Source organism: Pollutimonas sp. M17 (genome assembly GCF_025836975.1).
Classification (GTDB): domain Bacteria; phylum Pseudomonadota; class Gammaproteobacteria; order Burkholderiales; family Burkholderiaceae_B.
Map to the genome: position 1 here is coordinate 201,279 of NZ_CP107548.1, position 25,419 is coordinate 226,697.

General features: G+C 60.8%; 24 protein-coding genes. 19 read left to right on the forward strand and 5 right to left on the reverse strand.

All coding sequences use genetic code 11. The features are described from left to right. Nucleotides 1-30 precede the first annotated feature (30 nt). The 3 genes from OEG81_RS00925 (at nucleotide 31) to galE (ending at nucleotide 2,971) form a co-directional block, all read left to right on the forward strand. On the forward strand, nucleotides 31-918 hold the full coding sequence (locus tag OEG81_RS00925) for a branched-chain amino acid ABC transporter permease (protein WP_264130812.1): 888 nt from the start codon (nucleotides 31-33) through the stop codon (nucleotides 916-918). Beyond that, nucleotides 915-1,880: a branched-chain amino acid ABC transporter permease gene (locus OEG81_RS00930; protein WP_264130813.1), complete on the forward strand. Its 966-nt coding sequence runs from the start codon at nucleotides 915-917 to the stop codon at nucleotides 1,878-1,880. Before OEG81_RS00925 ends, OEG81_RS00930 begins: the two co-directional genes overlap by 4 nt. A gap of 68 nt (nucleotides 1,881-1,948) precedes the next feature. Continuing rightward, the gene (gene galE, locus OEG81_RS00935; protein WP_264130814.1) at nucleotides 1,949-2,971 is read left to right on the forward strand and encodes a UDP-glucose 4-epimerase GalE; all 1,023 of its coding nucleotides are present in this window, start codon (nucleotides 1,949-1,951) and stop codon (nucleotides 2,969-2,971) included. 15 nt (nucleotides 2,972-2,986) lie between these two features. Here galE and OEG81_RS00940 read toward each other — a convergent pair whose 3' ends face one another. Further along, entirely contained in the window at nucleotides 2,987-3,499 is a 513-nt protein-coding gene (locus OEG81_RS00940; protein WP_264130815.1) for an Lrp/AsnC family transcriptional regulator, read from the reverse strand. Between the two features lie 134 nt (nucleotides 3,500-3,633). Here OEG81_RS00940 and mdeB point away from each other — a divergent pair, with 134 nt between their 5' ends. The 7 genes from mdeB (at nucleotide 3,634) to nusG (ending at nucleotide 11,936) form a co-directional block, all read left to right on the forward strand. Then, a complete protein-coding gene (mdeB, locus tag OEG81_RS00945; RefSeq protein WP_264130816.1) occupies nucleotides 3,634-6,324 on the forward strand; it encodes an alpha-ketoglutarate dehydrogenase in 2,691 nt (896 codons plus the stop codon). 39 nt (nucleotides 6,325-6,363) lie between these two features. Further along, a complete protein-coding gene (locus tag OEG81_RS00950) occupies nucleotides 6,364-7,284 on the forward strand; it encodes a DMT family transporter (RefSeq protein ID WP_264130817.1) in 921 nt (306 codons plus the stop codon). Next, nucleotides 7,281-8,264 carry an isoaspartyl peptidase/L-asparaginase family protein gene (locus tag OEG81_RS00955; protein ID WP_264130818.1) on the forward strand — a complete coding sequence of 328 codons (984 nt, stop codon included), beginning with the start codon at nucleotides 7,281-7,283 and terminating at the stop codon, nucleotides 8,262-8,264. The genes OEG81_RS00950 and OEG81_RS00955 overlap by 4 nt, the downstream gene beginning before the upstream one ends. Nucleotides 8,265-8,463: 199 nt before the next feature. Continuing rightward, nucleotides 8,464-9,525, forward strand: coding sequence for a dTDP-glucose 4,6-dehydratase (rffG, locus tag OEG81_RS00960; protein ID WP_264130819.1), 1,062 nt, complete (start codon nucleotides 8,464-8,466; stop codon nucleotides 9,523-9,525). Nucleotides 9,526-9,596: 71 nt separating this feature from the next. Then, nucleotides 9,597-10,190 (forward strand): hypothetical protein, encoded by a 594-nt coding sequence (locus OEG81_RS00965; RefSeq protein ID WP_264130820.1) that lies wholly within the window; start codon nucleotides 9,597-9,599, stop codon nucleotides 10,188-10,190. Between the two features lie 4 nt (nucleotides 10,191-10,194). Beyond that, nucleotides 10,195-11,313 carry a helix-turn-helix domain-containing protein gene (locus OEG81_RS00970; RefSeq protein WP_264130821.1) on the forward strand — a complete coding sequence of 373 codons (1,119 nt, stop codon included), beginning with the start codon at nucleotides 10,195-10,197 and terminating at the stop codon, nucleotides 11,311-11,313. 80 nt (nucleotides 11,314-11,393) lie between these two features. Next, nucleotides 11,394-11,936: a transcription termination/antitermination protein NusG gene (gene nusG / locus OEG81_RS00975; RefSeq protein ID WP_264130822.1), complete on the forward strand. Its 543-nt coding sequence runs from the start codon at nucleotides 11,394-11,396 to the stop codon at nucleotides 11,934-11,936. On the opposite strand, the gene OEG81_RS00980 is transcribed toward nusG, so the two are convergent. Beyond that, nucleotides 11,933-12,823: a LysR family transcriptional regulator gene (locus OEG81_RS00980; RefSeq protein ID WP_264130824.1), complete on the reverse strand. Its 891-nt coding sequence runs from the start codon at nucleotides 12,821-12,823 to the stop codon at nucleotides 11,933-11,935. The genes nusG and OEG81_RS00980 overlap by 4 nt on opposite strands. Nucleotides 12,824-12,965: 142 nt before the next feature. Between OEG81_RS00980 and OEG81_RS00985 the strand changes: the two genes are divergently transcribed. The 3 genes from OEG81_RS00985 (at nucleotide 12,966) to OEG81_RS00995 (ending at nucleotide 16,312) form a co-directional block, all read left to right on the forward strand. Beyond that, nucleotides 12,966-13,955: a Bug family tripartite tricarboxylate transporter substrate binding protein gene (locus OEG81_RS00985; protein ID WP_264130825.1), complete on the forward strand. Its 990-nt coding sequence runs from the start codon at nucleotides 12,966-12,968 to the stop codon at nucleotides 13,953-13,955. Further along, complete coding sequence (locus tag OEG81_RS00990; protein WP_264130826.1) at nucleotides 13,952-15,247, forward strand: amidase; 1,296 nt, start codon at nucleotides 13,952-13,954, stop codon at nucleotides 15,245-15,247. The genes OEG81_RS00985 and OEG81_RS00990 overlap by 4 nt, the downstream gene beginning before the upstream one ends. 99 nt (nucleotides 15,248-15,346) lie before the next feature. Next, entirely contained in the window at nucleotides 15,347-16,312 is a 966-nt protein-coding gene (locus OEG81_RS00995) for a Bug family tripartite tricarboxylate transporter substrate binding protein (protein ID WP_264130827.1), read from the forward strand. A 131-nt stretch (nucleotides 16,313-16,443) separates the two neighbouring features. Here OEG81_RS00995 and OEG81_RS01000 read toward each other — a convergent pair whose 3' ends face one another. The 3 genes from OEG81_RS01000 to gcvA form a co-directional block, all read right to left on the reverse strand. Next, nucleotides 16,444-17,583, reverse strand: coding sequence for an alpha-hydroxy acid oxidase (locus OEG81_RS01000; RefSeq protein ID WP_264130828.1), 1,140 nt, complete (start codon nucleotides 17,581-17,583; stop codon nucleotides 16,444-16,446). Between the two features lie 34 nt (nucleotides 17,584-17,617). Next, a complete protein-coding gene (locus OEG81_RS01005; protein ID WP_264130829.1) occupies nucleotides 17,618-18,805 on the reverse strand; it encodes a fumarylacetoacetate hydrolase family protein in 1,188 nt (395 codons plus the stop codon). 314 nt (nucleotides 18,806-19,119) lie between these two features. After that, complete coding sequence (gene gcvA, locus OEG81_RS01010; RefSeq protein ID WP_264130830.1) at nucleotides 19,120-20,043, reverse strand: transcriptional regulator GcvA; 924 nt, start codon at nucleotides 20,041-20,043, stop codon at nucleotides 19,120-19,122. Between the two features lie 226 nt (nucleotides 20,044-20,269). Between gcvA and OEG81_RS01015 the strand changes: the two genes are divergently transcribed. From OEG81_RS01015 to OEG81_RS01040, 6 genes are all read left to right on the forward strand, one after another. Then, on the forward strand, nucleotides 20,270-20,536 hold the full coding sequence (locus OEG81_RS01015; RefSeq protein ID WP_264130831.1) for a BrnT family toxin: 267 nt from the start codon (nucleotides 20,270-20,272) through the stop codon (nucleotides 20,534-20,536). Further along, a complete protein-coding gene (locus OEG81_RS01020; protein WP_264130832.1) occupies nucleotides 20,523-20,861 on the forward strand; it encodes a BrnA antitoxin family protein in 339 nt (112 codons plus the stop codon). Before OEG81_RS01015 ends, OEG81_RS01020 begins: the two co-directional genes overlap by 14 nt. Nucleotides 20,862-21,126: 265 nt before the next feature. After that, on the forward strand, nucleotides 21,127-22,416 hold the full coding sequence (locus OEG81_RS01025) for a hypothetical protein (RefSeq protein WP_264130833.1): 1,290 nt from the start codon (nucleotides 21,127-21,129) through the stop codon (nucleotides 22,414-22,416). Between the two features lie 27 nt (nucleotides 22,417-22,443). Beyond that, nucleotides 22,444-23,367 (forward strand): hypothetical protein, encoded by a 924-nt coding sequence (locus OEG81_RS01030; RefSeq protein ID WP_264130835.1) that lies wholly within the window; start codon nucleotides 22,444-22,446, stop codon nucleotides 23,365-23,367. Nucleotides 23,368-23,634: 267 nt separating this feature from the next. Then, complete coding sequence (locus OEG81_RS01035; protein WP_264130836.1) at nucleotides 23,635-24,600, forward strand: Bug family tripartite tricarboxylate transporter substrate binding protein; 966 nt, start codon at nucleotides 23,635-23,637, stop codon at nucleotides 24,598-24,600. A gap of 8 nt (nucleotides 24,601-24,608) precedes the next feature. After that, a complete protein-coding gene (locus OEG81_RS01040; RefSeq protein ID WP_264130837.1) occupies nucleotides 24,609-25,388 on the forward strand; it encodes a GntR family transcriptional regulator in 780 nt (259 codons plus the stop codon). Nucleotides 25,389-25,419: the final 31 nt, after the last annotated feature.

Sequence of the window (25,419 nt, forward strand, 5' to 3'; positions counted from 1 at the left end):
ACTCATCTCTCGCTATTGGTGCAAATCGTTATGACTGAACTTCTTGGCATACCCATCCAGGCCCTGTTAGGGCAACTGCTGCTGGGCCTGGTGAACGGCTCGTTTTATGCTGTGCTTTCACTGGGCCTGGCGGTCATATTCGGACTGCTGAACATCATCAACTTCGCGCACGGCGCGCTGTACATGCTGGGCGCTTTCATCGCCTGGATGGGCCTGCAGTACCTGGGCCTGAACTACTGGCTGATGCTGATCATCGCCCCGCTGGTGGTGGGCGCCTTCGGCATCCTGACCGAGCGCGCGCTGATCCGCCACCTGTACAAGCTGGATCACTTGTACGGGCTGCTGCTCACCTTCGGGCTGACCCTGCTCATCGAGGGGCTGTTTCGCAGCCTGTACGGCGTCTCGGGCCAGCCCTACCCCACGCCCGAGCTTCTGAAGGGCGGGGTGAACCTGGGCTTCATGTACCTGCCCATCTACCGGGCCTGGGTGGTGGTGGCCTCCATCCTGGTGTGCCTGGCCACCTGGTTCGTCATCGAGAAGACCCGCCTGGGCGCGCTGCTGCGCGCGGGCACCGAGAACCCCAAGCTGGTCGAGGCCTTCGGGGTCAATGTGCCGCTGGTGGTGACCCTGACCTACGGGTTCGGCGTGGCGCTGGCCGGCTTTGCCGGGGTGCTGGCCGCGCCCATCATGCAGGTCTCGCCGCTGATGGGCTCGAACCTGATCATCGTGGTGTTCGCGGTGGTGGTGATCGGGGGCATGGGCTCGATCATGGGCTCGATCGTCACGGGCCTGGGCCTGGGGGTGATCGAGGGGCTGACCAAGGTGTTCTGGCCCGAGGCGTCCAACACCGTGGTCTTCATCATTATGGTCATCGTGCTGCTGCTGCGTCCGGCCGGTCTGTTTGGGAAGGAAAAATGAACCGTCAAGTCATCGGCTCTCTTGTGGCGGTGCTCGTGCTGGCGCTGCTGCCGGCGCTGGGCGCCTATCCGATCTTCGTGATGAAGGTCATGTGCTACGCGCTGTTCGCCTGCGCGTTCAACCTGCTGCTGGGCTACACGGGGCTGCTGTCCTTCGGGCATGCGGCCTTTCTGGGCGGGGCGGCGTACGCGGCCGGGCACGCGATGGCGGTGTGGGGCTGGTCCACGGCGCTCGGACTGCTCTTTGGCACGGCGGTGGCCGCGCTGATGGGCCTGGTCATGGGGGCGCTGGCCATCCGGCGCAGCGGCATCTACTTTGCGATGATCACGCTGGCCATGGCGCAGATGGTGTTCTTCTTCTTTTTGCAGGCGCCGTTCACGCATGGCGAGGACGGGCTGCAGGGCATTCCGCGCGGCACGCTGCTGGGGCTGGACCTGTCGCAGGACATCAACCTGTACTACGTGGTGATGGCGATCTTCGTGTTCGGCTACGCGGTGTGCTGGCGCACGGTCAATTCGCCCTTCGGGCAGGTGCTCAAGGCGCTGCGCGAGAACGAGCCGCGCACGATCTCGCTGGGCTACAACGTGGACAACTTCAAGCTGCTGGCCTTCGTGATCTCGGCGGCGCTGGCCGGGCTGGCCGGGGCGACCAAGGCGCTGGTGTTCGTGTCGGCGACCTTGACCGACGCCGCCTGGCAAATGTCCGGCACCGTGGTGCTCATGACCCTGGTGGGCGGCCTGGGCACGTTTACGGGCCCGGTGCTGGGTGCCTTCATCATTGTCATGCTGGAGAACAAGGTGGGTGAGCTTGGCCGCTTCCTCAGCCAGGCGACGGGGGTGCAATGGTTTCAGGTGCTGGGCGAGTCGGTGACGATCGTGATTGGACTGATCTTCATCATCTGCGTGATGGCCTTCCGGCGCGGCATCGTCGGCGAACTGGTCCATCGATATAAAAAGACCTAGCGGCGGGCGGGTATCGGCCATAATAGATGCTTCGATCATTCAGCTGAAATACTCGCCAGCCTTGCAACATGTCTGAAACCATACTCGTCACCGGTGGCACCGGCTTCATCGGCAGCCATGCCACCGTCGTCCTGCAGCAGGCGGGCTATCGCGTGCTCATCCTGGACAACCTGTGCAACAGCGCCGCGCCGGTTCTGGATTCCATCGCCGAAATCACCGGACAGCGCCCCGATTTCGTCCAGGGCGACGTGCGCGATGCGCACGCGCTGGATGCCCTCTTCCGCAGCCATCGGATATCCGCCGTGCTGCATTTCGCGGGCCTGAAAGCGGTGGGCGAGTCCACGCAGAAGCCGCTGGACTATTACGACAACAACGTGCATGGCAGCACGGCATTGCTGGCAGCCATGCGCAGGGCCGATGTCAAGACCTTTGTGTTCTCGTCGTCGGCCACGGTGTACGGCGATCCGCAAAAACTGCCCCTGACGGAAGACCACCCGCGCTCGGCCACCAATCCCTACGGCCACACCAAGCTGGTGGTCGAGGACATGCTTGAAAGCCTGTACCGCAGCGAACCGGGCTGGCGCATAGCCCGCTTGCGTTATTTCAACCCGGTCGGCGCGCATCCCAGCGGGCTGATCGGCGAGGCGCCGCAAGGCGTGCCCAACAACCTGATGCCTTATGTGGCCCAAGTGGCCACCGGGCGGCGCGAGCGCCTACAGGTATTCGGCAAGGACTACGACACGCCGGACGGCACCGGCGTGCGCGACTACATCCATGTCATGGACCTGGCGCTGGGGCACGTGGCGGCCCTGCGCCATTGCCGGCAGGCCGCGCAGGACTTGCTGACGGTCAACCTGGGCACGGGCGTGGGGTATTCGGTGCTGGACATGGTGCGGGCTTTCGAACAGGCCAGCGGCAAGACGGTGGCCTACGACATTGCGCCGCGCCGTCCCGGCGACATCGCCGCCTGCTGGGCCGATACCGACCTGGCATTCCAGAAGCTGGGTTGGCGCGCCACTCGCGGCATACAGGAAATGTGCGAAGACGCCTGGCGCTGGGAAACGGCGCAGGCGGCCCGCGCGGCGGGCTAGCCCGGGCAGGCCCGGCTATTTTCCTGTTCGGGCCGTCTGCTTGACGGCAGGGCCGGCTCCCAGGCTTGCCGACAGGGGCAGCGCCGTCTTGTAAGACACCTGCTTCAATGCAAAGCTCGACCGGATCTTGTCGATGCCGGGTATGGGCGTCAATTGCTCCAGTATGAACTGCTCCAGCGCTCCGATATCGGCCACGGCCACGCGTATCAGATAGTCCGAATCGCCTGTCATCAGGTAGCATTCCATGACTTCGTCATGCTCGGCGATGCGCCGCTCGAAATTGGCCAGGGCTTCCTTGTCCTGCGATTTCAGGCTGATGGAGATGAATACATTCAGGCCCAGTCCCAGGGCGGCGGCATTGGCCAGGGCCACATAGCGGACGATGATGCCCGCGGACTCCAGCGCCTTGACCCTGGCCAGACAAGGCGAAGGCGACAGGTGGACGCGCCTGGCCAGCTCCACATTGCTCAGCGAACCGTCGCGTTGCAGTTCATCCAGAATGCGCAAGTCCGTGGCGTCCAGATTCATATGCCGTAGCTCCAATCCAAAACGGCATTTTATGCTGAAAAATCGTCGGCTTGGCCCTGTCATCGACATCACATGCCGGCGAAAGCGGTGGAGAATAAGGACGTTGTCCAATCTTTCCGCATGCGTGAACCGATATGAATTCACCCTTTCCCCCGCAGCACCTGGCCGACGTCGATCCCCAGGAAACCGCCGAGTGGCATGAAGCCTTCCAGTCGCTCATCGCCGCGCATGGCCCGCAGCGCGCCGCCTTCATGCTGGACGAGTTGTGCAACATGGCCGCCACCGAAGACATTCCCTGGAAGCCGCGCATCGGCACGCCCTATGTCAACACCATCCCGCTGACGCGGCAGCCGGCGTTTCCCGGCGATCTGGCGCTGGAGCAGAAGCTGGGCGCCATCATGCGCTGGAATGCCCTGGCCATGGTGGTGCGCGCCAACGCCGCCTACGGCGAGCTGGGCGGCCATATCGCCAGCTATGCCAGCGCGGCCGACCTGTTCGAAGTGGGCTTCAATCATTTCTTTCGCGCCCGTCGCGACAACGGCGGGCATGGCGGCGACCTGGTTTTCCTGCAGCCGCACAGCGCGCCGGGCGTCTATGCGCGCGCCTACCTGGAAGGGCGGCTGACTGAAGACGACTTGCGCCATTACCGGCAGGAACTGCGTGGGCCCCTGAACGGGGCGCGGGGCTTGCCCAGCTACCCCCATCCCTACTTGATGCCGGATTTCTGGCAGTTTCCGACCGGATCCATGGGCATCGGCCCCATCAGTTCGATCTACCAGGCGCGCTTCATGCACTACCTGACGGATCGCGGCCTGCTCGATTGCACCGGTCGGAGAGTCTGGGGCGTATTCGGCGACGGTGAAATGGACGAGCCCGAGTCCATGAGCGCACTGACCCTGGCCGCGCGCGAGCGCCTGGACAACCTGGTGTGGGTGGTCAATTGCAATCTGCAGCGGCTGGACGGTCCGGTGCGGGGCAATGCCCGCGTCATCGACGAGCTGGAAAAACTGTTCTCCGGCGCCGGGTGGAATGTCATCAAGGTGCTGTGGGGCAGCGACTGGGACGGCCTGTTCGCCCGCGATCACAGCGGCGCGTTGCTGCGCGCCCTGTCCGATACCGTGGACGGCCAGATGCAGACCTTCGCGGCCAATGACGGCCAATACAACCGCCATCATTTCTTCGGCCAGAACCCGCAGCTGGCCCGCCTGGTGGAAGGCATGAGCGACGAGCAGATCGACGGCCTGCGGCGCGGCGGCCACGATCTGGTCAAGATCCATGCGGCCTACGCCGCCGCGGCCGGCACGCAGGGCCGGCCCACGGTCATCCTGGCCCATACCAAGAAGGGCTACGGCATGGGCAGCGCGGGCCAGGGCCGCATGACCACACACTCGCAGAAAAAATTCGAGGACGCCGACCTGCTGGGCTTCCGCGACCGCTTCAAGCTGCCGCTCAGCGACGAACAAGCGCTAAGGCTGGATTTCTACAAGCCCGAACCCGACAGCCCCGAGCTGCGCTACCTGCGCGCCCGGCGCGCAGCCTTGGGCGGGCCGCTGCCGGCCAGGCAGGAAAGCGCCCTGCCCCTGGCGGTGCCGGATATCTCCGGCTACGCGCGTTTTGCCTTGCAGGGCGGCGGCCGCGAGATGTCGACCACCATGGCTTTCGTGCGCATGCTCGGCGCCTTGCTTAAAGACGGCGGCCTGGGTCCGCGCATCGTTCCCATCGTGGCCGACGAAGCGCGCACCTTCGGCATGGCCAATCTGTTCAAGCAGGTGGGCATCTATTCCAGCGTCGGCCAGAAGTACGAGCCCGAGGACATCGGCTCGATACTCAGCTATCGCGAAGCCAAGGATGGCCAGATCCTGGAAGAGGGCATCAGCGAAGCCGGCGCCATTTCCAGCTGGGTGGCCGCGGCCACCAGCTACAGCGTGCATGGCATGGCCATGCTGCCCTTCTATATCTATTACTCTATGTTCGGGTTCCAGCGCGTGGGCGACCTGATCTGGGCGGCCGCCGACCAGCGCCCGCGCGGCTTTCTGATCGGGGCCACGTCGGGCCGGACCACCCTGGCCGGCGAGGGGCTGCAGCACCAGGACGGCACCAGCCACTTATGGGCCGCCGCCGTCCCCAATTGCAAGGCCTACGACCCGGCGTTCGCCGGCGAACTGGCGGTCATCCTGGACCACGGCATGCGGGAAATGGCGGTCGAGCAGCGCGACGTGTTCTATTACATCACTGTCATGAACGCAAACTACGCCCAGCCCGATCTGCCCGATGGCGTTGAAGACGATATTGTCCGCGGCGGCTACCGCTATGCCGGCTACGAAGCCAAGGCGGGTACGGATCCGGCTGGCCTCCGGGTGGCACTGCTGGGATCGGGAGCCATCCTGGCCGAAGTCATCAAGGCGGCGGAGCTGCTGGCCGAGCAGGGCGTTGCCAGCGACGTCTACAGCATAAGCAGCTGGAGCGAACTGGCGCGCGATGGGCAGCGTTGCGAGGCGCAGCAAGCGCATGACAGCCATGATCAGGCCGGGCAGGCCGTCCAGGGACAAGATGGCCGGAGCGGCGCTGCCTTCCAGCCCCACATTGCCCGGCTTTTGCAGGCCTCCGAAGGGCCCATCGTGGCCGCCACCGACTACGTAAGGCTGGTGCCCGAGTCCGTCCGCGCCTATCTGCCTGAAGGGCGGCGCTACATCACCCTGGGAACCGACGGCTTCGGCCGCAGCGATACGCGGGCCGAGCTGCGGCGCTACTTCCAGGTCGACGCGCAGGCCATCGCGCAGGCTGCTTTGCGCGGACTTTCATTACACAAGCCGGCGGCGAACTGATATCCTTGCGGGAAACCCGAAACACCCGCAAGCCCTTAAATGAATTCTGTCAGAATGCAGTTCCTGCTGGTTGGCACCATGGCCATTTGGGGCTTGAACATCTCGGCCATCAAAGTACTTACCGTGTACTTCGACCCGATGATCATTGCCTGCTTCCGCATGGCGATTGCCGCCGTGATCATCAACTTCACCCTGATCGGGTCGCGGCAACCCATACCGTTGCTGCGTATATCGCGGGGCCAATGGCTGCGCTTCGTGCTATGCGCCAGCTTCATGATCTACGGCAATCAAATCTTCTTCACCACCGGCATGCGCGATGCCAGCGCCGCCAACTCATCGCTGATCATGGCGCTAAGCCCGCTGGTGGCCTCCATCCTGGCCGCCGCGGTGTTCCGCGAAGCGATCACCGGCCTGCGCCTGCTGGGCATCGCCCTGGGCTTTGGCGGCGTGTTCGCCGTGGTGCTCAGCAGCCACGGCACGTCGATGTCCGGCCCGGGCTGGGGCGACCTGCGGGTGTTCCTGTCCATGTTCAGCTTCGTGGTGGGCGGCATGATCATCCAGGACCTGGCGCGGCAATTCAATTCCATCTTCATCAGCAGCATCGTCTACTCGCTGGGCGCCATTCTGCTCTGCCTGCACACGCTGGCGGCCGGCACAGTGGATCTCAGCGCGGGGGCGCTGCTGGCGCCGGGCCTGTGGCCCTGGCTGCTGATGGTGTTCACGGGCATCGTCGCCACCGCCATCTGCAATATGTTCTGGAACCGGGCCATCGCCGAGTTGGGCGTGGCGCGCACCTCGCTGTACCAGTACTGGATCCCCGTGTTCGGCGTGGGCTTCGCCATGCTGACCTTGGGCGAACCGTTCACGCTTTGGCATGTCGTGGGCTTGCTGGGCATCTTGCTTGGCACCTACCTGGGAACCCGGCGCCCGGCCCCCACGCTGGCGGAGGCCGCCAAATGACACAGGCCGTGCTGGTCATTCATGGCGGGGCGGGCGCGATATCGCGCGCCAAAGCCACCCCGGCCGTCACCCACGAATACCAGTCCGCCCTGCGGGAAACCCTGGAGCGCGGCTCGCGCATTCTGGAAGAGGGGGGATCGGCGCTGGACGCCGTCGCCGAAGCCGTGCGGCTGCTCGAGGAATGCGCACTGTTCAATGCCGGCCACGGCGCGGTCTTTACCAGCGAAGGCCGGCACGAACTGGACGCCTCCATCATGGATGGCAAAACGCTGCGCAGCGGGGCCGTCGCCAACGTCACCCTGCTGCGCAATCCTGTGCTGGCCGCCAGGGCGGTCATGGAGCGCAGCCCGCATGCCTTCTTCGCGGGGCCGGGCGCCGATGCCTTCGGACGTGACGCCGGCCTGGAATGCGTGAACCCCTCATTCTTTTCCACAGACGCCCGGCGCAGCCAGCTGTTGCGCGTGCAGGCCACAGGCGAAGCGACCATCGTTCTGGACCACGACGGCCAGTCGCTGGCGGAAAATCCGGGCACGGCGGCGAGCCCGCTGGATGAAGGCCGCAAGCTGGGCACCGTGGGCGCCGTTGCGCTGGACCTGCACGGCAATCTGGCGGCCGCCACCTCGACCGGCGGCCTCACCAACAAGCGGCCCGGCCGGGTCGGCGACACCCCCCTGATCGGCGCAGGCTGCTATGCTAACAACGCCACCTGCGCGGTATCGGCCACCGGCACGGGCGAGGCCTTCATGCGCCTGGTGGCCGCCTACGACGTCTCGGCCCGCATGGCCTATCAAGGGCGCTCGCTGGACGAGGCCGCCGGCTGTGTGGTCTTCGAGAAATTGCCGGCCATCGGCGGCGCGGGCGGCCTGATCGCCGTCGACGCCCGGGGCAACATCAGCTTGCCGTTCAATACCGAAGGCATGTACCGGGGCTATCGGCGCTTGGGGCAGCCGGCTTGCGTAGCCATCCATCGCGACCGATGATGGCTTCTTTGCCTGGCGCATGCCGGGCAGGCCGGACCAGGCAGCCAGGCGGCTGTATTCCATAGGCCATTGGCCGTACTTTCTTTCCTGTCCACGGCCTCGCTATCATGGCAGTCGATAGTAAACTGACGCTCCTGTGTAATCTGTAGCCAGTTGTACATATGGCTGCTGCTTTGGCTTTGTTTTCCGAGGCTTGTTCATGAAAATTCTTATTACCGGCGGAGCCGGATTCATTGGCTCGGCCCTGGTGCGCCACATCATCGGCCATACCCTTGACGCCGTCGTGAACGTGGACAAGCTTACCTATGCCGGAAACCTGGAGTCCCTGGCCGATGCCGCCCGAAGCGAGCGCTATGCTTTCGAGCAGGTCGACATCTGCGACCGCGCCGCGCTCGATCGCGTTTTCCAGCAACACAGGCCGCAGGCCGTCATGCATCTGGCGGCGGAATCGCATGTCGACCGCTCCATCGACGGGCCGGCCGCTTTCATCGAAACCAATATCGTCGGCACCTACACGCTGCTTGAAGCGGCGCGCCAGTACTGGGCGGGGTTGAACGAAGAAGACAAGGCGGCTTTTCGTTTCCATCATATCTCCACCGACGAGGTCTACGGCGACCTGGAGGGTCCCGACGACCTGTTCACCGAAACCACGCCGTACGCCCCCAGCTCGCCGTACTCGGCCAGCAAGGCCAGTTCCGATCATCTGGTCCGCGCGTGGCGCCGCACCTACGGCCTGCCCACGTTGCTGACCAACTGCTCGAATAACTACGGCCCTTACCATTTCCCCGAAAAGCTGATCCCGCTGATGATTCTAAATGCCCTGGAAGGCAAGCCGCTACCGGTATATGGCCAGGGCAGGCAGGTGCGCGACTGGCTGTATGTGGAGGATCACGCACGCGCCTTGTACAAGGTAGTCAGAAATGGCAAAGTGGGCGAAACCTACAACATCGGCGGCCACAACGAGAAGCGGAACATCGACGTCGTGCATACCATCTGCGATCTGCTGGAAGAGCTGGCGCCGGCCAAGCCGGCCGGCGTTGCCCGGTACCGCGACCTGGTTACCTATGTAAAGGACCGTCCGGGTCACGACATGCGCTACGCCATCGATGCCCGCAAGATCCAGCGCGAGCTGGACTGGGCTCCGCGGGAAACCTTCGAATCGGGTATCCGCAAGACGGTGCAATGGTATCTGGACAACCTGGAATGGTGCCGCCACGTGCAGGACGGCAGCTATCAGCGCGAAAGACTGGGGATGGCTTAAATCAGGTTGACAAAAAACGGTTTTTGCCAGATTATTCGGGTTGACAAATCCTGGATTTTGCCCGGAGGCATATGACCTATCCACATCCTTCCTCCTATTACCCGGAATTGACTGATGAACGGTTAACTGTCATCGCCGAAGCCTTGCTCGATATCCGCTACAACACGTATCGTCAAATGGATTCCCCATTCGACGATACCTACACACGGGAAACAGCCGTGTTCGGAAGATCACGAAACATGCTGATCGTTTTGGCGCTAGGGGGCAAGTACGATTGGCTATCGTTGATAAATCCAGGGATGGACATTACGTTTGGTATTGGAAGCGTCCCATGCCGTTTTTTTCGCGATGATCCGCAAGCACCCGAGAAACCTGGCTTTTTCAAGCGCAATGCGGTCGATTGCTTGTTTGCAACCGATGAGAATGATCCGGTGATGTGGCGTTTTGTTGTAGAAAAAGCATCATCCGAAGAAGATGAGGATCATGCATTTTTCATAGGCTATAACGTTTATCAAGAAAAGGTTTCTCAGTGGTCATATGCTTCGTCGGCATCCGTGCTACATGTGGCAGGTGATGAGATCCCCGCAGGAAAGCAGTTGTCCGCACCGGAAATAGATGCACGAGAAGATGGTTCTGATCGCAATTCGAAGGCTCAAAACGAGTGAGTAAATGAACCTTGTTTTTGATGGCGCGTCACTAAGGCTGGCACGCGTTTTTAGCGGCCTGGCGCTTGACGAGGTGGCATCGCGCGTTGGAAAAACGCGCCAATATCTACATAAGCTTGAAACAGGCCAGGGAACACCCACGGCCCAGTTGGCCCAAGACCTTGCCGACGCCTTACAGGTGGAGGTTGGCTTTTTTGCGCCTAAAGCAAGGCATCTCCACGAAGAGCAGTTTCATTTCAGGAAGCTTTTAACAACCAAGGCAACCATCAGGCAAGTTGCCATTGCGCGGGGCGAAATGGTTGACATACTGATCAAGTATCTCGATCAAGAGCTTCACCTGCCTGAAATCAATATCCCCAATATTCCGCAGCCACGCACCTACGAGGATCTGGAGCGAACAGCGGAATACTGCCGAAAAGAGTGGGAACTTGGGTTGGGCCCCATCGATAATATGACCCGCCTGGCCGAAAACCTGGGCACAGTCGTCACCACGTTCAACGGTATATCCAAAGAGATAGATGCGTTATCGGTTTCGGTGGAACGACCGTTTATCGTACGTAATATTGCAAAGGAAAGCGCGTGTCGGCATCGTTTTGATATTGCACACGAGCTTGGCCATCTGGTTATGCATGAAGGGCTGGTTACCGGAGACCGTGTGACTGAAAGCCAAGCAAATAGATTCGCCAGTGCATTGCTTATGCCTCGCTCCATGATGGCAAAATTATTTCCACGTCCGAATGGAACTCGGTTGGATTGGAAGGGAATGAAGGAATTCAAGCTTACTTGGAAAGTGAGCAAAGCGGCTATTTTGTTCAGGGCGCGGCAACTTGAGCTGATTACAGAAGGCCAGTACAAAACGGGTGTTATTACGTTAAGGAAGTATGGTGAATCCAATGGTGAAAAAGATGATTACCTGATTCCACATGAGCCACCGGAAACAATGGCAAAAGCCTTGCTTGTATTAGCCACGAAGAAAGGCATACATTCAGACGATATAGCCAAGGCGTTGCATATTAAGCCCGCCCTTCTGTATGAATTGACAGGGGTGGACAATGCTCCACAGATATCCAATGCCAAAGATCCCAGCGAGACCCGACCCAGACACCTGCGACTCGTTAAATAGTGGTTTTAGATGCTTGGGGGAAAGCAGGATGTATGTCACCCAGACCATTAAGTGGGCGGTCGCGGGCTTAAAATAGCGCCATGACAGCAAACGCCGCCACGCAGACCGCCTGGCATGTGGCCTACACCAAGCCCCGCCAGGAAGGCATCGCCAAAATCAACCTCGAACGCCAGGACTTCGAGGTCTACCTGCCTTTGTTCAAGACATTCAAGAAGCCGCGCAAAACCGCCGGCGGCACCGCGCAGTCGGAGGCGCTGCTTGCCCACGAGCCCATGTTCCCGCGCTATGTGTTCTTCAAACCGAAAAGCGCAACGCAGTCGCTGGGCACCTTGCGGTCCACGCGCGGCGTGGCGTCCGTGGTCATGTTCGGCACGAAATTCGCTCAGGTTCCCATCGAGCTGCTGCAATCCATACGCGCGGCCGAGCAATTGCGCAACGAGGCGGGCCTTGACCAGGTCAGCCCTTATCAGCCGGGCAGCCGCGTGCGCTTGTCCGATCCGGCGCTGGCGGGACTGGAAGGCCTGGTGCAAGAGGTCTCCGCCAAGCGTGTCGTGCTTCTGCTGGAGATACTGGGCCGGCAAAAGACGCTGAAAGTGGATTTCGACCAGATCGAGGCGGTTTAAACCGACCGCAATATCTCCCGCGCGACGTCCACCGCCGGGTTCTCCTCCACGCGCCGCTGCGCGCAATACAGATCGATGGCGGCCACGTTTTCATCGTCGTCCAGGGGGCGGAAGCACACGCCCTTCGGCCGCAGGCACGATGCCGAGCCCGGCACCAGCGCTATTCCCATACCCGCTTCAACCAGTGCCAGCAGTGTCGGCATGACGCTTTCGTGGACGATGGCGGGCTGTATCTGGAAGTGGGCGAATATGCTTTGTATCCGCTCCCGGAAGTACAGGGCCGCTTCCGCGTTGAATCCGATAAAGGGCACTCCGTGCAACTGCTGGGGGTCGATGCGTTCCTGGCCGGCGTAAGGATGGCCGAGTGGCAAAGCCACGCACATGTTCTCGCGGCTGACACGGGTGAAGACCAGGGAATCGTGCCCCGTGGCGGCGGGTCGGCGCAGCAGGGCGATATCTATTTTCTCTTCGGCCAGCATCTCGATCAGGTGAGTGGACAAGTCTTCCCTCAGGCTTAGCTGGATGTCGGGCCGGCGGCCATGGCAGCCGGCCAGCAGCTTGGGCAGCAACTGATAGGCCGCCGTGCTGGTAAAGCCTACGGAAAGATGGCCGGAGCCGCCCGCCGCGGCTCGTTGCGCCGCATGGATGGCGGCCTGCCCGTCCGCCACCAATTGCCTGGCCTTCCTTAGCAGGACGGCGCCAGCCGGCGTCAGCTTGACTGAACGCGTGCTGCGGACGAACAGGCTCGCGCCCACTTGTGCTTCGAAGCGCCGGATCTGCTGGCTAAGCGGCGGCTGGCTGACATGCAGGCGCCTGGCGGCATGGCCGAAATGCAGCTCTTCGGCCACGGCGATGAAGGCGTCGAGCGCACGCGAATGAAGCATCATGGTTTATGTCCCGTAAAAGACTTAATCAATAGATCAATATGTATTAGACATCTTAATCGACAGACTTTAATCTGATTCGGCTTTTTCAGTGCTGGACCCTGACCAGCGATCCGTATCAATTATTACTACAGGACCCGGAGCGATGACATCCATTTCACCTAAATTTCGTCTGATGGCGGCCGCACTGGCCACCGCCGCATTGGCAGTTGTTCCCCTCGCCGCACAGGCGCAGGCGGCTTCCTATCCCGCCAAACCCATCAACCTGATCGTGCCATTCGGCCCGGGCAGCGTCACCGACCTGCTGGCGCGCATCGTCGCCAAGGGGCTGGGCGATTCCCTGGGCCAGTCCGTGATCGTGCAGAACAAAGCCGGCGCGGCCGGCAACATCGGGGCGGCCGAAGTCGCCGCCGCCCCCGCCGACGGCTACACGCTGCTGCTGGGCCCGACCAGCACCAACGCTGTGAATTCCAGCCTGTACAAAGACCTGAAGTACCAGCCCCTGCGCGACTTCGCGGCCATTACCGATGTGGCCACCGTGGCCAACGTGCTGGTGGTCAACCCGCAGGTGCCCGCCAAGAACGTCAAGGAACTGATCGCCTTGCTGCCCACCAAGGAATATTCCTATGCGTCCACCGGCAACGGCGGCAGCATGCATTTGTCAGGCGAACTGTTCAAGTCCATTACCAGGACGCCTATGCTGCATGTCCCCTACAAGGGCGGCGGCGCGGCGCTGGCCGACCTGCTGCCCGGGCGCGTCGAGGTCATGTTCTGCAATCTGCCCCTTTGCCTGCCGCATATCCAGTCCGGCAAGCTGCGGGCCCTGGCCATCACCTCGTCCAAGCGGTCCGCTTTGCTGCCCGATGTGCCCACCATGGCCGAAGCCGGCCTGCCGGATTACGAAGTCAACGGATGGTTCGGCCTGTTCGCCCCGGCCAAGGTGGATCCGGCCATCGTGCAGAAGCTGAATGCCGAAATGAAGAAGATCCTGGACAAGCCGGAAATCAAGAAGCAGCTGCTTGCGCAGGGCGCCGAGCCGGACTGGAGCACATCCGAACAATTCACCCAATTCGTGACCGCGGAACACGACAAGTGGGCCAAGGTCATCAAAGAAGCAGGAATCAGCGTGGAATGAGCCGTACCAAGAACTTGAACCGATTAGGCGTGGTCGAAGCCGCCCGCGCCATCGAATCCAACGAGATACGCTGCGTCGATCTGGCACAGGCCTGCCTGGACCGGATCGACGAGCGGAACAGCCAGGTCGAAGCCTTCGTCTCCTACGATGCCGGCAAGACCTTGGCCGTGGCACGCCGCCTGGACGCGGCGCCCAGCGGGCATGTCCTGCGCGGCATACCCTTCGCCGTGAAAGACGTCATCGACACGTCGGACTATCCCACCCAATATGGTTCGGCCATCTACAAGGATTTCCAGCCCGCGCTGGATGCCGCCTGCGTGGTCATGGCCAAGAACCATGGGGCGGTCCCATTGGGCAAAGTGGCCACCGGCGAATTTGCCACCCAGACCCCCAGCCGCGCGCGCAATCCCTTGCGGCTGACGCATACGCCGGGTGGGTCGTCCAGCGGTTCGGCCGCCGCCGTGGCCGACTTCATGGCGCCGGCGGCATTCGCCACGCAGACCACCGGCTCCATCGTCCGTCCGGCCATCTATTGCGGGGTGGTGGGCTACAAGCCCAGCTTCGGAATGATCGCCACCGCCGGCCTGAAGGCGCTCAGCCCTTCGCAAGACACCATAGGCGTCATCACCCGCAAGGTCGAGGACGCCGCATTTTTCACCCTGGGCCTGCACGGCGCCAAAACGGTCAACAGCGTGGTGGCCAGGCCCCGCATCGCCTTGTGCCTGTCGCGGCAATGGGACTACGCCAGGCCCGAAACCCTGCGCGCCCTGGAAGGTCTGGTGCACAAGCTGGAACTGGCCGGCTGCGCCATGAGCCGCATGTGGCTGCCCGAAGACCTGGAGCGCCTGATCGCCATCCAGCCGCGCCTGTTCAAGTACGAGGCCCGTCAGACCCTGGCCAACGAGCGGCTGCTGCACAAGGAGTCCCTGAGCCCGCGCTTGCGCGCCCGCCTGCAAGGCGGCGATGAACTGGGCTTCGATGAGTACGTGTCCATGCGCCAGCAGGTGCGCGAAGCGCATGGGGCGGTGGAGGAACTGTTCCGCGACGTGGACGCCGTCCTGTATCCGGCGGCGGCGGGCGAAGCCGAAGCGGGCCTGGAGTCGGCCGGCGATCCGCGCTTCGGCGCCTTGTGGACGCTGCTGCATCTGCCGTCGATTTCCTTCCCCACGGACCTGGGGCCCTCGGGCCTGCCGCTGGGCGCGCAACTGATCGGCGGCTTCGGCCAGGACACGCGTCTGCTGGCCGTGGCCAACGCGGTGACGCGGATGATAGAGCCTGTGCAGGCGGCATGAAGATTTCTTGACCACATCCGCAATAATTCTCGGTTGCCGCTATAGCGGATACTCCCTAGACTGAATCGGCTTTCATATTCTGATACTTGGGAGACTTCCTTGAAGAGACGTACCTTTCTAACCGCAATGGCCGGAATGGCCGTTGCGCCGCTGGTCAAGGCCCAGGCGCTGCCCGCCGGGCCGGTGAAACTGATCGTGGGCTTTTCGCCCGGGGGCGGCACCGACACCATGGCGCGCGTCATTGCGCAGCATCTGGGCGCCTTGTGGGGCATACCGGTGGTGGTCGAGAACAAGGCGGGCGCGTCCGGCGTCATCGCCGCCACCTATGTGGCGCAGCAGCCCAACGACGGCACCACGCTGCTCATGACCAACTTCAGCAACCATGCGATCGCACCGGTCCTGATGCCCAAGATCGGCTACGACGTGAAGCGCGATTTCTCGCCCATCATGCTGGTGGGAATAACGCCGACGGTGCTGATCGGCAACCAGGATCAGAAGGCAAACACGGTCGCCGAGCTGGTCGAGCTGTGCCGCAAGAATCCCGGCCAGATCTCCTTCGGATCGGCCGGCGTGGGCGCCGCCCAGCACATGGCCCTGGAAATGTTCAAGCTGCGCGCGAAGATCGACGCGCTGCACGTGCCTTATCGCGGATCGGGCGCCATGGCCACCGATCTCCTGGGCGGCCAGATCAACTACAGCTTCGAAACCATGACGTCGGCCACGCCGCTGGTGAGCAGCGGCAAGGTCAAGGCCCTGGCCCAGACCGGCGCCCAACGCGCCAAGAGCTTTCCCGACATACCCACCATGGCCGAGCAGGGCTTTCCGGGCTTCGAGGCCGGCACCTGGTACGGTATCGTGGGGCCGGGCGGCATGAATCCGGCCCTGGTCCAGCGCATGAACGAGGACTTCAATCGCGTCGTCGCCATGCCCGAAGTGGCCGAGAAGCTGCAAGGCTTCGGCGCCGAAGACGGCGGCGGCTCGGTCGACAAATTCTCGGCCTTCATCGATGCCGAACTGAAGAAGTGGGCCGAGGTCGTGAAGGAAGCCAACGTCCAACCGGTCTGATGGCGCATCGCGTCCGGCCTCCGTGCCGGTCGCGGCGACAAAATAAAAAGCATGAAGCTGGTGGCTTCATGCTTTTTTCATGCCTGGCCACGGTGGCGGGCTGCGCCGGAACCGGCGCGCCCGAAGCCGCTTCAGGTGATGTCGGAAATGATCCGCCGGTCGACGTCGGCCAGGCGGGTGACGCCGCAAAATGCCATGGTCAGATCCAATTCCTTGTGGATGATCTCAAGCGCCCGCGTCACGCCGGCCTCGCCGCCCGCGCCCAATCCATACAGCATGGCGCGCCCGATATAGGTGCCCTTGGCGCCCAGGGCGATGGCTTTGAGCACGTCTTGCCCCGACCGGATGCCGCCGTCCATATGGACTTCAATCTGCGATCCGACCGCGTCCACGATGGCGGGCAGCGCCTTGATCGACGAGGGGGCGCCGTCCAGCTGGCGGCCGCCGTGGTTGGACACGATAATGGCATCGGCTCCCGTGCCGACCGCCATCCGCGCATCGTCGACGTCCTGTATCCCTTTCAGTATCAGCTTGCCGCCCCACTTTTGACGTATCCAGCGCACGTCTTCCCAGCTCAGGCAGGGATCGAACTGCCTGGCCGTCCATTCGGCCAGCGATCCCAATTCCTCGACGCCTTCCACGTGGCCGAAGATATTGCCCAGGGTGCGGCGCCGTGTGCCGGCCATGCCCAGCAGCCAGCGCGGCTTGCTGGCCAGATTCAGGGCATTGCGGAACGTGATCTTGGGCGGCGCGGCCAGGCCGTTCTTCAGGTCTTTGTGGCGCTGCCCGCTGATCTGCAGATCCAGTGTCAGCACCAGGGCGGAGCAGCCGGCGGCCTTGGCCCGGTCTATCAGCCGCTCCACGAAGGCCCGGTCGCGCATCACATACAGCTGGAACCAGAAGGGATGCCCGTCGGTGCCTTCGGCAATGTCCTCGATGGAGCAAATGCTCATCGTGGACAAGGTGAATGGGATGCCGAAGCGCTTCGCCGCGCGGGCCGCCAGGATTTCTCCGTCGGCGTGCTGCATGCCGGTCAGGCCGGTGGGCGCGATGGCCACCGGCATGGCGACGTCTTGGCCCACCATTTGCGACTTGATGCTGCGGTCGGAAAGGTTCACGGCAACGCGCTGGCGCAGCAGCAGCTTCTGGAAGTCGCCCTGATTGGCGCGGTAGGTGGATTCCGTCCAGGAGCCGGAGTCGGCATAGTCATAGAACATGCGCGGCACGCGCTTCTTTGCCAGAATACGAAGGTCTTCGATATCGGTGATCATGGTTGCCCAAGGGGGATGGATAGAGGTTTGAATGTCATGCGGGCCGGCCCAGCAGACCGCGCGCGGCCAGGCTGGCGAAAAGGGCGGAGATGCCGAACTCCCAGGGCGGCAGCGTGTCGCTGCGGCCCACGCGGTTCGCCAGGCAACCCAGCTTCCCGGTGGATATGTACACGTCGTCATCCAGGTGATGCGTAAAGCCGGCGCCCTCGGTGCCGCGGTCCTGGGTCGGCGCGAACATGGTGCCGCAGAACAGCATCATGCCGTCCGGATATTGGTGGTTGCCGCCCATGGCGTTCGCCACCAGCTCCAGCGGGTCGCGGCTGATCTGCGACATCGAGCTGAATCCTTCAAGGACGAAGCCGTCACGGCCCTCGACACGCAGGTGTATCGTTGCCGACCGCACATCGTCCAGCGTGAAATGCGCATCGAACAGCCGGATGAAGGGGCCTATGGAGCAGGCGGCGTTGTTGTCCTTGGCCTTGCCCAGCAGCAGCGCGCTGCGCCCCTCGAAGTCGCGCAGATTGACGTCGTTGCCCAGGCTGGCGCCCACCACTTCGGCGCGCGATGAAACCGCCAGCACGATCTCGGGCTCGGGGTTGTTCCAGGACGAAGCGGGGTGCAGGCCCACGCCGGCGCCCGTCCCCACCGACGACATCGGCGCCGCCTTGGTGAAGATCTCGGCATCCGGGCCTATGCCCACTTCCAGGTATTGGGACCACATCTTCTTTTCAAGCAGCACGGCCTTCAGGCGCTCGGCATCTTCCGAACCCGGCTTGATGGCGCTCAGGTCGGAGCCGATGACCGCCACCACCTCGCGCCGTATGGCGTCGGCCGCGGCGGCGTCGCCGCGCGCCTGTTCCTCGATGACCCGCTCCACCATGCTTTGCGCGAACGTGACGCCGGCCGCCTTCACGACCTGCAGGTCGTTGGGCGCCAGCAAATGGCGGTGGGCGGGATCGGGGCCGTGCTCCAGGGTCGAGGCCAGCCAGTCGTCAAGGCTGCCCAGCGAGGGGCCGCTTGCCTGCCGAAGCGTGTCGGCCGGATCGGCGCTTTCCAGCAGATGAGAAACCGTGGGCGCAGTCGAGGTAATGTCGATCAGTTCGCCCTTGCGCACGGCAACGACGGCGGGACCCCCGCCTTCGCCCGGCAGCCATGCGCGTCCTACGAGCAGGGCGCGATCCGCGTCTTCGGGCAGTGTCGCTGAAGTGGTGATGTGTGTCATGAAAGCTCCTGAAATTCTGCGCGCCGGCCCGCCCGCGCGTCTTCGGCAAGCGACGCGCGGGCGGGGCGGAATGCTGGAAGTCTAAAAGTCCCGGGCATGCCCGGCAAGCCATATTTACTTGAAGACCGGACAAGAAAAATTCACAGCCCCAGACCTGGATTTTCCAGGGCTGGCTCTGCGGCTTTATGTCCAGCAACGTGCCAGTTGTACAGAAATGCCGGAAATCATTCAAGCATCCGCATCCATCCGCAGGCCATTCGGGATGGCGCGGCGCGCGCATCTGCGAGGCCCAGCGCCCGCCGTGGGACAACCGCCTAGTCTTGGGCGAGCGTTTCCTGGTCCTGAGCGACTTCGCTGCGCACCCAGTCGACGAAGCTGCGGATGCGAGGGTCGTCGTCGCGCTCTTCGGGATAGGCGATGAAGTAGGAGAATTCCACGGGGATGCTGGCCTCGAACGGCCGGATCAGCTTGCCCTGCGCGAGCTCATCGCGCACCCAGTGCTTCTTGGCCAGGGCCACCCCCAGGCCGTCGACCGCCGCGTTGATGACCAGATGGCTGGGCCAGAATGACGGCCCGCGCGTCGCATCGACGTCGGTCACGCCCACATGATTCAGCCACATGGCCCAGTTGGGGTTGCTGGCGTCGGTATAGGTGCTGTCGTCGTGCAGCAATGTATGGAAACGCAGGTCGCCGGGTTCGCGCAGCGGATGCGGACCCTCCATCAAGGCGGGGCTGCATACCGGAAAAACCTCGACCGGCAGGCATTCGACCGTGCGCAGGCCCGGCTGGCCGCCGCGGCCATAGTGTATGGCCAGGTCGATGTCTTCCCGCGAGAAGTCCACCATGGGCGCCGACGTCGATACTTTCAGGTCGATGGTAGGGTGGGCCGCCATGAACCGGGCCATGCGGGGAATTAGCCACTTCACCGCGAAGGTGGGCGGCGTATTGATCTTGAGCACCGACAGATTGTGCGAGTGCAGGCGCTGCGTGGCGGCGGCGATATGCTGGAAAGCGCGCTGGACCTCGGGCAGATAGGCCTGCCCGGCCGTGGTCAGCACCAGCGACTTGGCCTGGCGTATGAACAGCGCCACGCCCAGGCTGTCTTCCAATACCTTGATCTGATGGCTGACCGCCGAGGGCGTTACAAAAAGCTCTTCCCCGGCCTTGGTGAAGCTGAGCAGCCTGGCTGCAACCTCGAAGGCTCGCAAGGGGTTCAGCGGTGGTATCTGGCGGGCCATTGAAAGAGTCTCCTGCTGCGTCCGTTCAGTTCTGCGGCGTCGGTTTTTCCTTGTGGAAGTGCGTAGCTATTGTACGTCATGGGACAAGGCGGCATGGGCGCAAGGGAAGAGGGACAAACAGGTCTTGCCGGTCAGGAAAAGCGACTGGACCTTGATTAGTATGAGCCGACGGTAGCGTTTAAACATCTCTTTATGTGCATACATTATATGTATTTATGCTAAGATCATGAATATTGAATTCGATCCCGCAAAGAACTCCATTAATGAAGCCAAGCACGGCATTTCATTGGCAGCGGCTGAAGGCCTGGAGTGGGAAACGACTGTTGTAGTTCGTGATTGTCGTTTTGGCTATAGCGAAAGCCGTTTGATCGGTACAGGATATATTGGCAAGCGGCTGCACGTGGTGGTATTCGTGGATCGTGGTGATGTTCGCCGCATTATCAGCCTCCGTAGGGCGAACGATAGAGAGGTCAAGCGCTATGCCGAAACTTAAATCAGGCCACATTTCGCCTACACCGGTAGAGAACGCCAAGATCAATGATGCGATCTCGACTGACCCTGATACCCGCGAGATGACGGACGAGGATTTTGCCCATGCCACGGTTGGCGCAGCAAGGCACGGTGAGGGCAAGACTCGCATTACCATTTGGGTGGATTGCAGTACGGTAGCTGCGTTCAAGTCCCGTGCGGCAGAGCAGGGCAAGGGCTATCAGACCTTAATGAACGAGACATTACGAGCGGCGGCCTCTAAGGATGGAGGGGCCCTCACTGAAGATGTGCTGCGTCGCATTCTGCGAGAGGAATTGCACCAAGTTTAGAAGGACTGCATGATAGGCTAGTGATCTGGTAGGCTCGCCCGATAGGTGTACTCCCGTCCCCTTCAAATATATCATCCTTAACCGGTGGTTCTCGAAGCAATAATCATGTTAAGCCACTTTGTTCTAGAGCTTCATAATCGAGCACCTGTTTGAGCAGACATATTATTGTTGAGTAACTGTTTGTTAATATTCAAACAAGATGAAAATAATGTCGGGGCCTAATATCTTCGAGCGTAATGGATGTTGCTTTACAAAGGAAATCTACATGACTTCATCACTAGTCGATCTGGATGAGCTGATACTTCGATGCCGTGACGAGAAAGCAAAAACATACATTACCGAAGCCGTTGCCAGCTATCGGGCGGGTGCATATAGATCAGCAATCGTCGGTTCGTGGATCGCGGTTTGCTTCGATATCATAGAGAAGCTACGCGAATTGGCGCTAGCTGGTGACAAAGAGGCCGAGAAACAGATTGCAGATCTTGAAACCACACGAAGATTGGGTGATATAACTCGAGCACTAAAGTTTGAGCGCGAATTATTGGAGCTCGCGCGCGATAAATTTGAACTGATATCCCATCTAGAGTATGTTGATCTGGAGCGTCTTCAGATTGATCGGAACAGATGCGCGCATCCGTCATTAGCGTCCGACGAGCAAGCCTATACGCCGTCTGCCGAACTAGCTAGAGTGCATCTGCACTCTGCGGTCACGCACCTGTTGCAACACCCGCCCGCGCAGGGCAAATACGCACTCGATCGTCTGGTTAAAGAAATCAGTTCGGAATATTTTCCAGCTGAAAAAAGCAGTGCCAAGATTTTTTTGGCATCCGGGCCATTGCGAAGACCACGTGAATCCTTAGTGCGGAATCTTATTGTCGTCCTCGTGAAAGGGCTTCTGAACGACAGCTCCGAGTTTCCGTTGCGCAGGCGATATGCGGTTGCCTTAGATGTATTGGCGGAGCTTCATCCTAACAATCATGGGCAGACTCTTGCAGAGAAATTGCCTCCCATATTGCGTACCGTCGAGGATAAGAGACTCTTCAAAATCATCGATTTTATGAGCAGCGTGAAGGACTGTTGGCAGTACTTTCCGGTAGACGTGCAGCAACGTCTACATAATTTCGTAAAGGCGATGCCGGCCGATAAAATCGACGAGATGGACTGGTTGCTGGACCTCGAACCATTACGTCAGGCGGCTGAGTATCGCATTGCTCACGCAACTAGGAAAGAGCTGACAAATGCCGATTTTTTTCTCGGTATGCCAAAGCCCGTAGTCGACAGGTTGATTACCATTTACTTAGAGTCACGTTCGTTCGATGAGGCGAACGAGTGTGCTAAACAACTTTCCTTTAATGCCAGCGGTTTCTCGGCAGAGCATGTCGGGCGGATTATTGCAGAGGCTTGCAAGAACAGCCAGGTGCTGAACAGCTTTGAACTCGGGCCGTTAATTAATCAGCTTCGTGCGCGCAAGATAATCCCTGACAATGAATTCGAGAGCCTTTTGAATCAGTCTGGTCTGAGCCAATACTCCTCTGTTATTCCACATCAATCTTAATATGACGATTAGGGAAGAGTATTAAGCATGAAGCTGGAAAAGGCCTACTCTGAAGAGCTTAATAAGAACATTACAGCCGAAGAGGCGGATTACCGTTACTCCATTGGCGATATAACCTCTAAATATGCGTTCAGTTGTCCCGATGATTCATGCACGGCGCCCGTAACCTGCGCCAATCTTGACAAGCCGAAGGCCAAGCGTAAGCGTGATCCTTATTACAAAATTGTAGGTGAACATCATCCGGATTGTTTGATTAAAAAGGATATTAATCTTTCTGATAAACGCCCGGCCACCAGCGACAGCCTGTATTCAGGTCATGACGAATATATAGATGGTGCCGTTAGGCTGAACTTGAATCCACCAAGTGCCAAACGCTTCGGTGGTGAAGCAATACGCTTGGATAAAGAGAGGATGGCGCTAGTGGGGCTACGTCAATACGTGGTTGAGGAAGGTAAGCGTAGAATTCGCCCATCGAAAACACTCTCTTCGATGATAGATGCCTTCCTAAACCATGAAGACATCGCTGTGCAATTGCCTAGGGCGGGAACTCTACCTATTAAAGACTTATTTGTCGAACTAGATGCCCAAGAAATTAGCAATTTTGAAGATGAGTATCGTATCTACTACGGTAAGGCCTGGATCAACAAAAATGACAAAGGTTATGTGATCCGGTTCGTGAACACCTTGAAGTATGGTGAGTTAGAAACAAGGCCTACATTTTTTGTGCCGCAAGATATGATCGAACAAACTTCTTATACAAAGTTTCGTTCTTCCGTGTTGGATAAGCTTACCGACAAGCTTCCTAAAAACCTCTTTATTCTGAGCGAGACAGGCCCCTATTTCAAAGATCGGTACATTAATTTTTGGCTCGAGGGTTTGGAGTACATGGATTACCGGGATTTGCAACCAAGGCCAAGTAAGCGCCATCAATCAGTACGGCTGCAGTCATAGACTAACGACCTCATTAGCCAAAAGAAAAGCCCAGAGGTTCGGCGACCACGTGATGAGTGTGGTGCTTACTGCTAAGGGCTGGATGGGCCAAATATACTTAGAAATCGCACACGAGTCTAACGAAGCGGTGATCTATTTACCTGCCAGTCTTCCAAGAACGGCAAGCCACATAAGAACTCTCACATGCCATCTTGTACTGTTGATAATACAAGTTTATGATTACGCGTGGATAAGAACACAGCACACCTCATACCTCAGGAGATCACCATGCATCTATCCGGATTCCGCCGCTGCGTAATCGCCGCGGCCCTGGCCGTCCTGCCTTTAAGCGCCGGCCTGGCGCAGGCCAATAAACCCATCACCTTGATCGTCGGAGCCTCGCCCGGCGGCACCACCGACCGGGTGGCCCGCGGTATTGCTCAAGAGATGAGCGGCCTGCTCAAGCAAACCGTCATCGTCGAAAACAAGCCTGGCGCGGGCGGCAACATTGCCGCCGACACCGTGGCCCGGTCCAGCAAGGACGGCGACACGCTGCTGGTCAGCTTTACCAGCTTCTCGGTCAATGCCAGCCTGTACAAGAAGCTGCCTTTCGATCCGAAGAAGGATTTCACGCCCATCAGCCTGCTGGCGGAAGTGCCCAGCGTGCTGGTGGCCCGCAAGGATTTCCCCGCCAACAACGTGGCGGAACTGATCGCGCAGGCCAAGAAGAAGCCGGGCGAGTTCAGCTTTGCGGTGGGCGGCATCGGATCGTCGCTGCACATGGCCACGGCCAGCTTCCAGATGGACGCCGGCATCAAGGGCCTGACCGTGCCGTATAAAGGCACGGCCCCCGCGGTGCAGGACCTGATCGGCGGCCAGGTGGACCTGATGTTCGCCAGCGTGGAAAACGTCCTGCCCCTGCTGGGCACCGGCCGCATCAAATTCCTGGGCGTGACCAGCACCCAGCCCATGAAGCAATTCGCGGGCGTGCCGCCTATTTCCAATACCCTGCCCGGCTTCACGTCCAAGGCCTGGTTCGGCATGTTCGGCCCCGCTGGCATGGCGCCTGAAAGGGTCAAGCAACTGAACGAGGCCGTGGTCGCAGGCGCGAAGCACGCCACCTTCATCGACCTGATGACGCATGGCGGCGGCGAAGTGGTCACCAACACGCCGCAGGAGTTCGCCGACTATGTCGCCAAAGACATCGATCATTACGCAAAAGTCGTAGAATTCACGGGCGCAACCGTGAACTAAGAGACTTGATGATCGCCAACCCCACGCCTCGTTACTATCGTATCTATCGCTTGCTGAAGCAGGCGATAGAAAGCCATCAGTTCGCCAGTAACGAGGCCCTGCCCAGCGAAAACGCGCTGGCGCAGGAATACCAGGTGTCGCGCCTGACGATACGGCGTTCGTTGGAACTGCTGCAGCACGACGGCCTAATCGAGCGCCGACAGGGCCGGGGCACCTTCCCCAGGCCGGGCAACGCCAAGACCGCGCCGCTGCCGGCGGACATCAACAAGCTGCTGGCCCGGCTGTCGGAAATGGGCAGCAGCACCCAGGCCAGCCTGCTGTCCTTCGGTTATGAAACGGCCAGCCCCGACGTATGCACCAGGCTGGAGCTGCCGCAAGGCGCCAAAGTGCAAAAGGCGGTCCGCGTGCGCTATCACGACGACCAGCCCTTTTCCTACCTGATCACCTACGTGCCCGAGCACATCGGCCGCCAGTACAGCGAAGACGACCTGGAGCGCCTTCCCATCCAGTCCATCTTCAAGAAACTGGGCATGAAGCTGGCATCGGCCGATCAGGGCATCAGTGCCATACTGGCCGACATGCAGCATGCCGAGGCCTTGCGGGTGGACGTGGGGTCGGCGCTGCTGCGCATCAGCCGCGTCGTGCGCGACGTGAACGGCGCGCCGGTGGAATACCTGATCGCCGCCTACAACCCGGCCCGCTTCGAATACCGCATGACCCTGTCCAACAAGCGCTCCAAGGCGGGGGACACCTGGGTCATGGACACCGCGAAAAGCGCCAGGAAGTAGCGCTTAAACGCGGAAGGGCGCGGACTGCAAC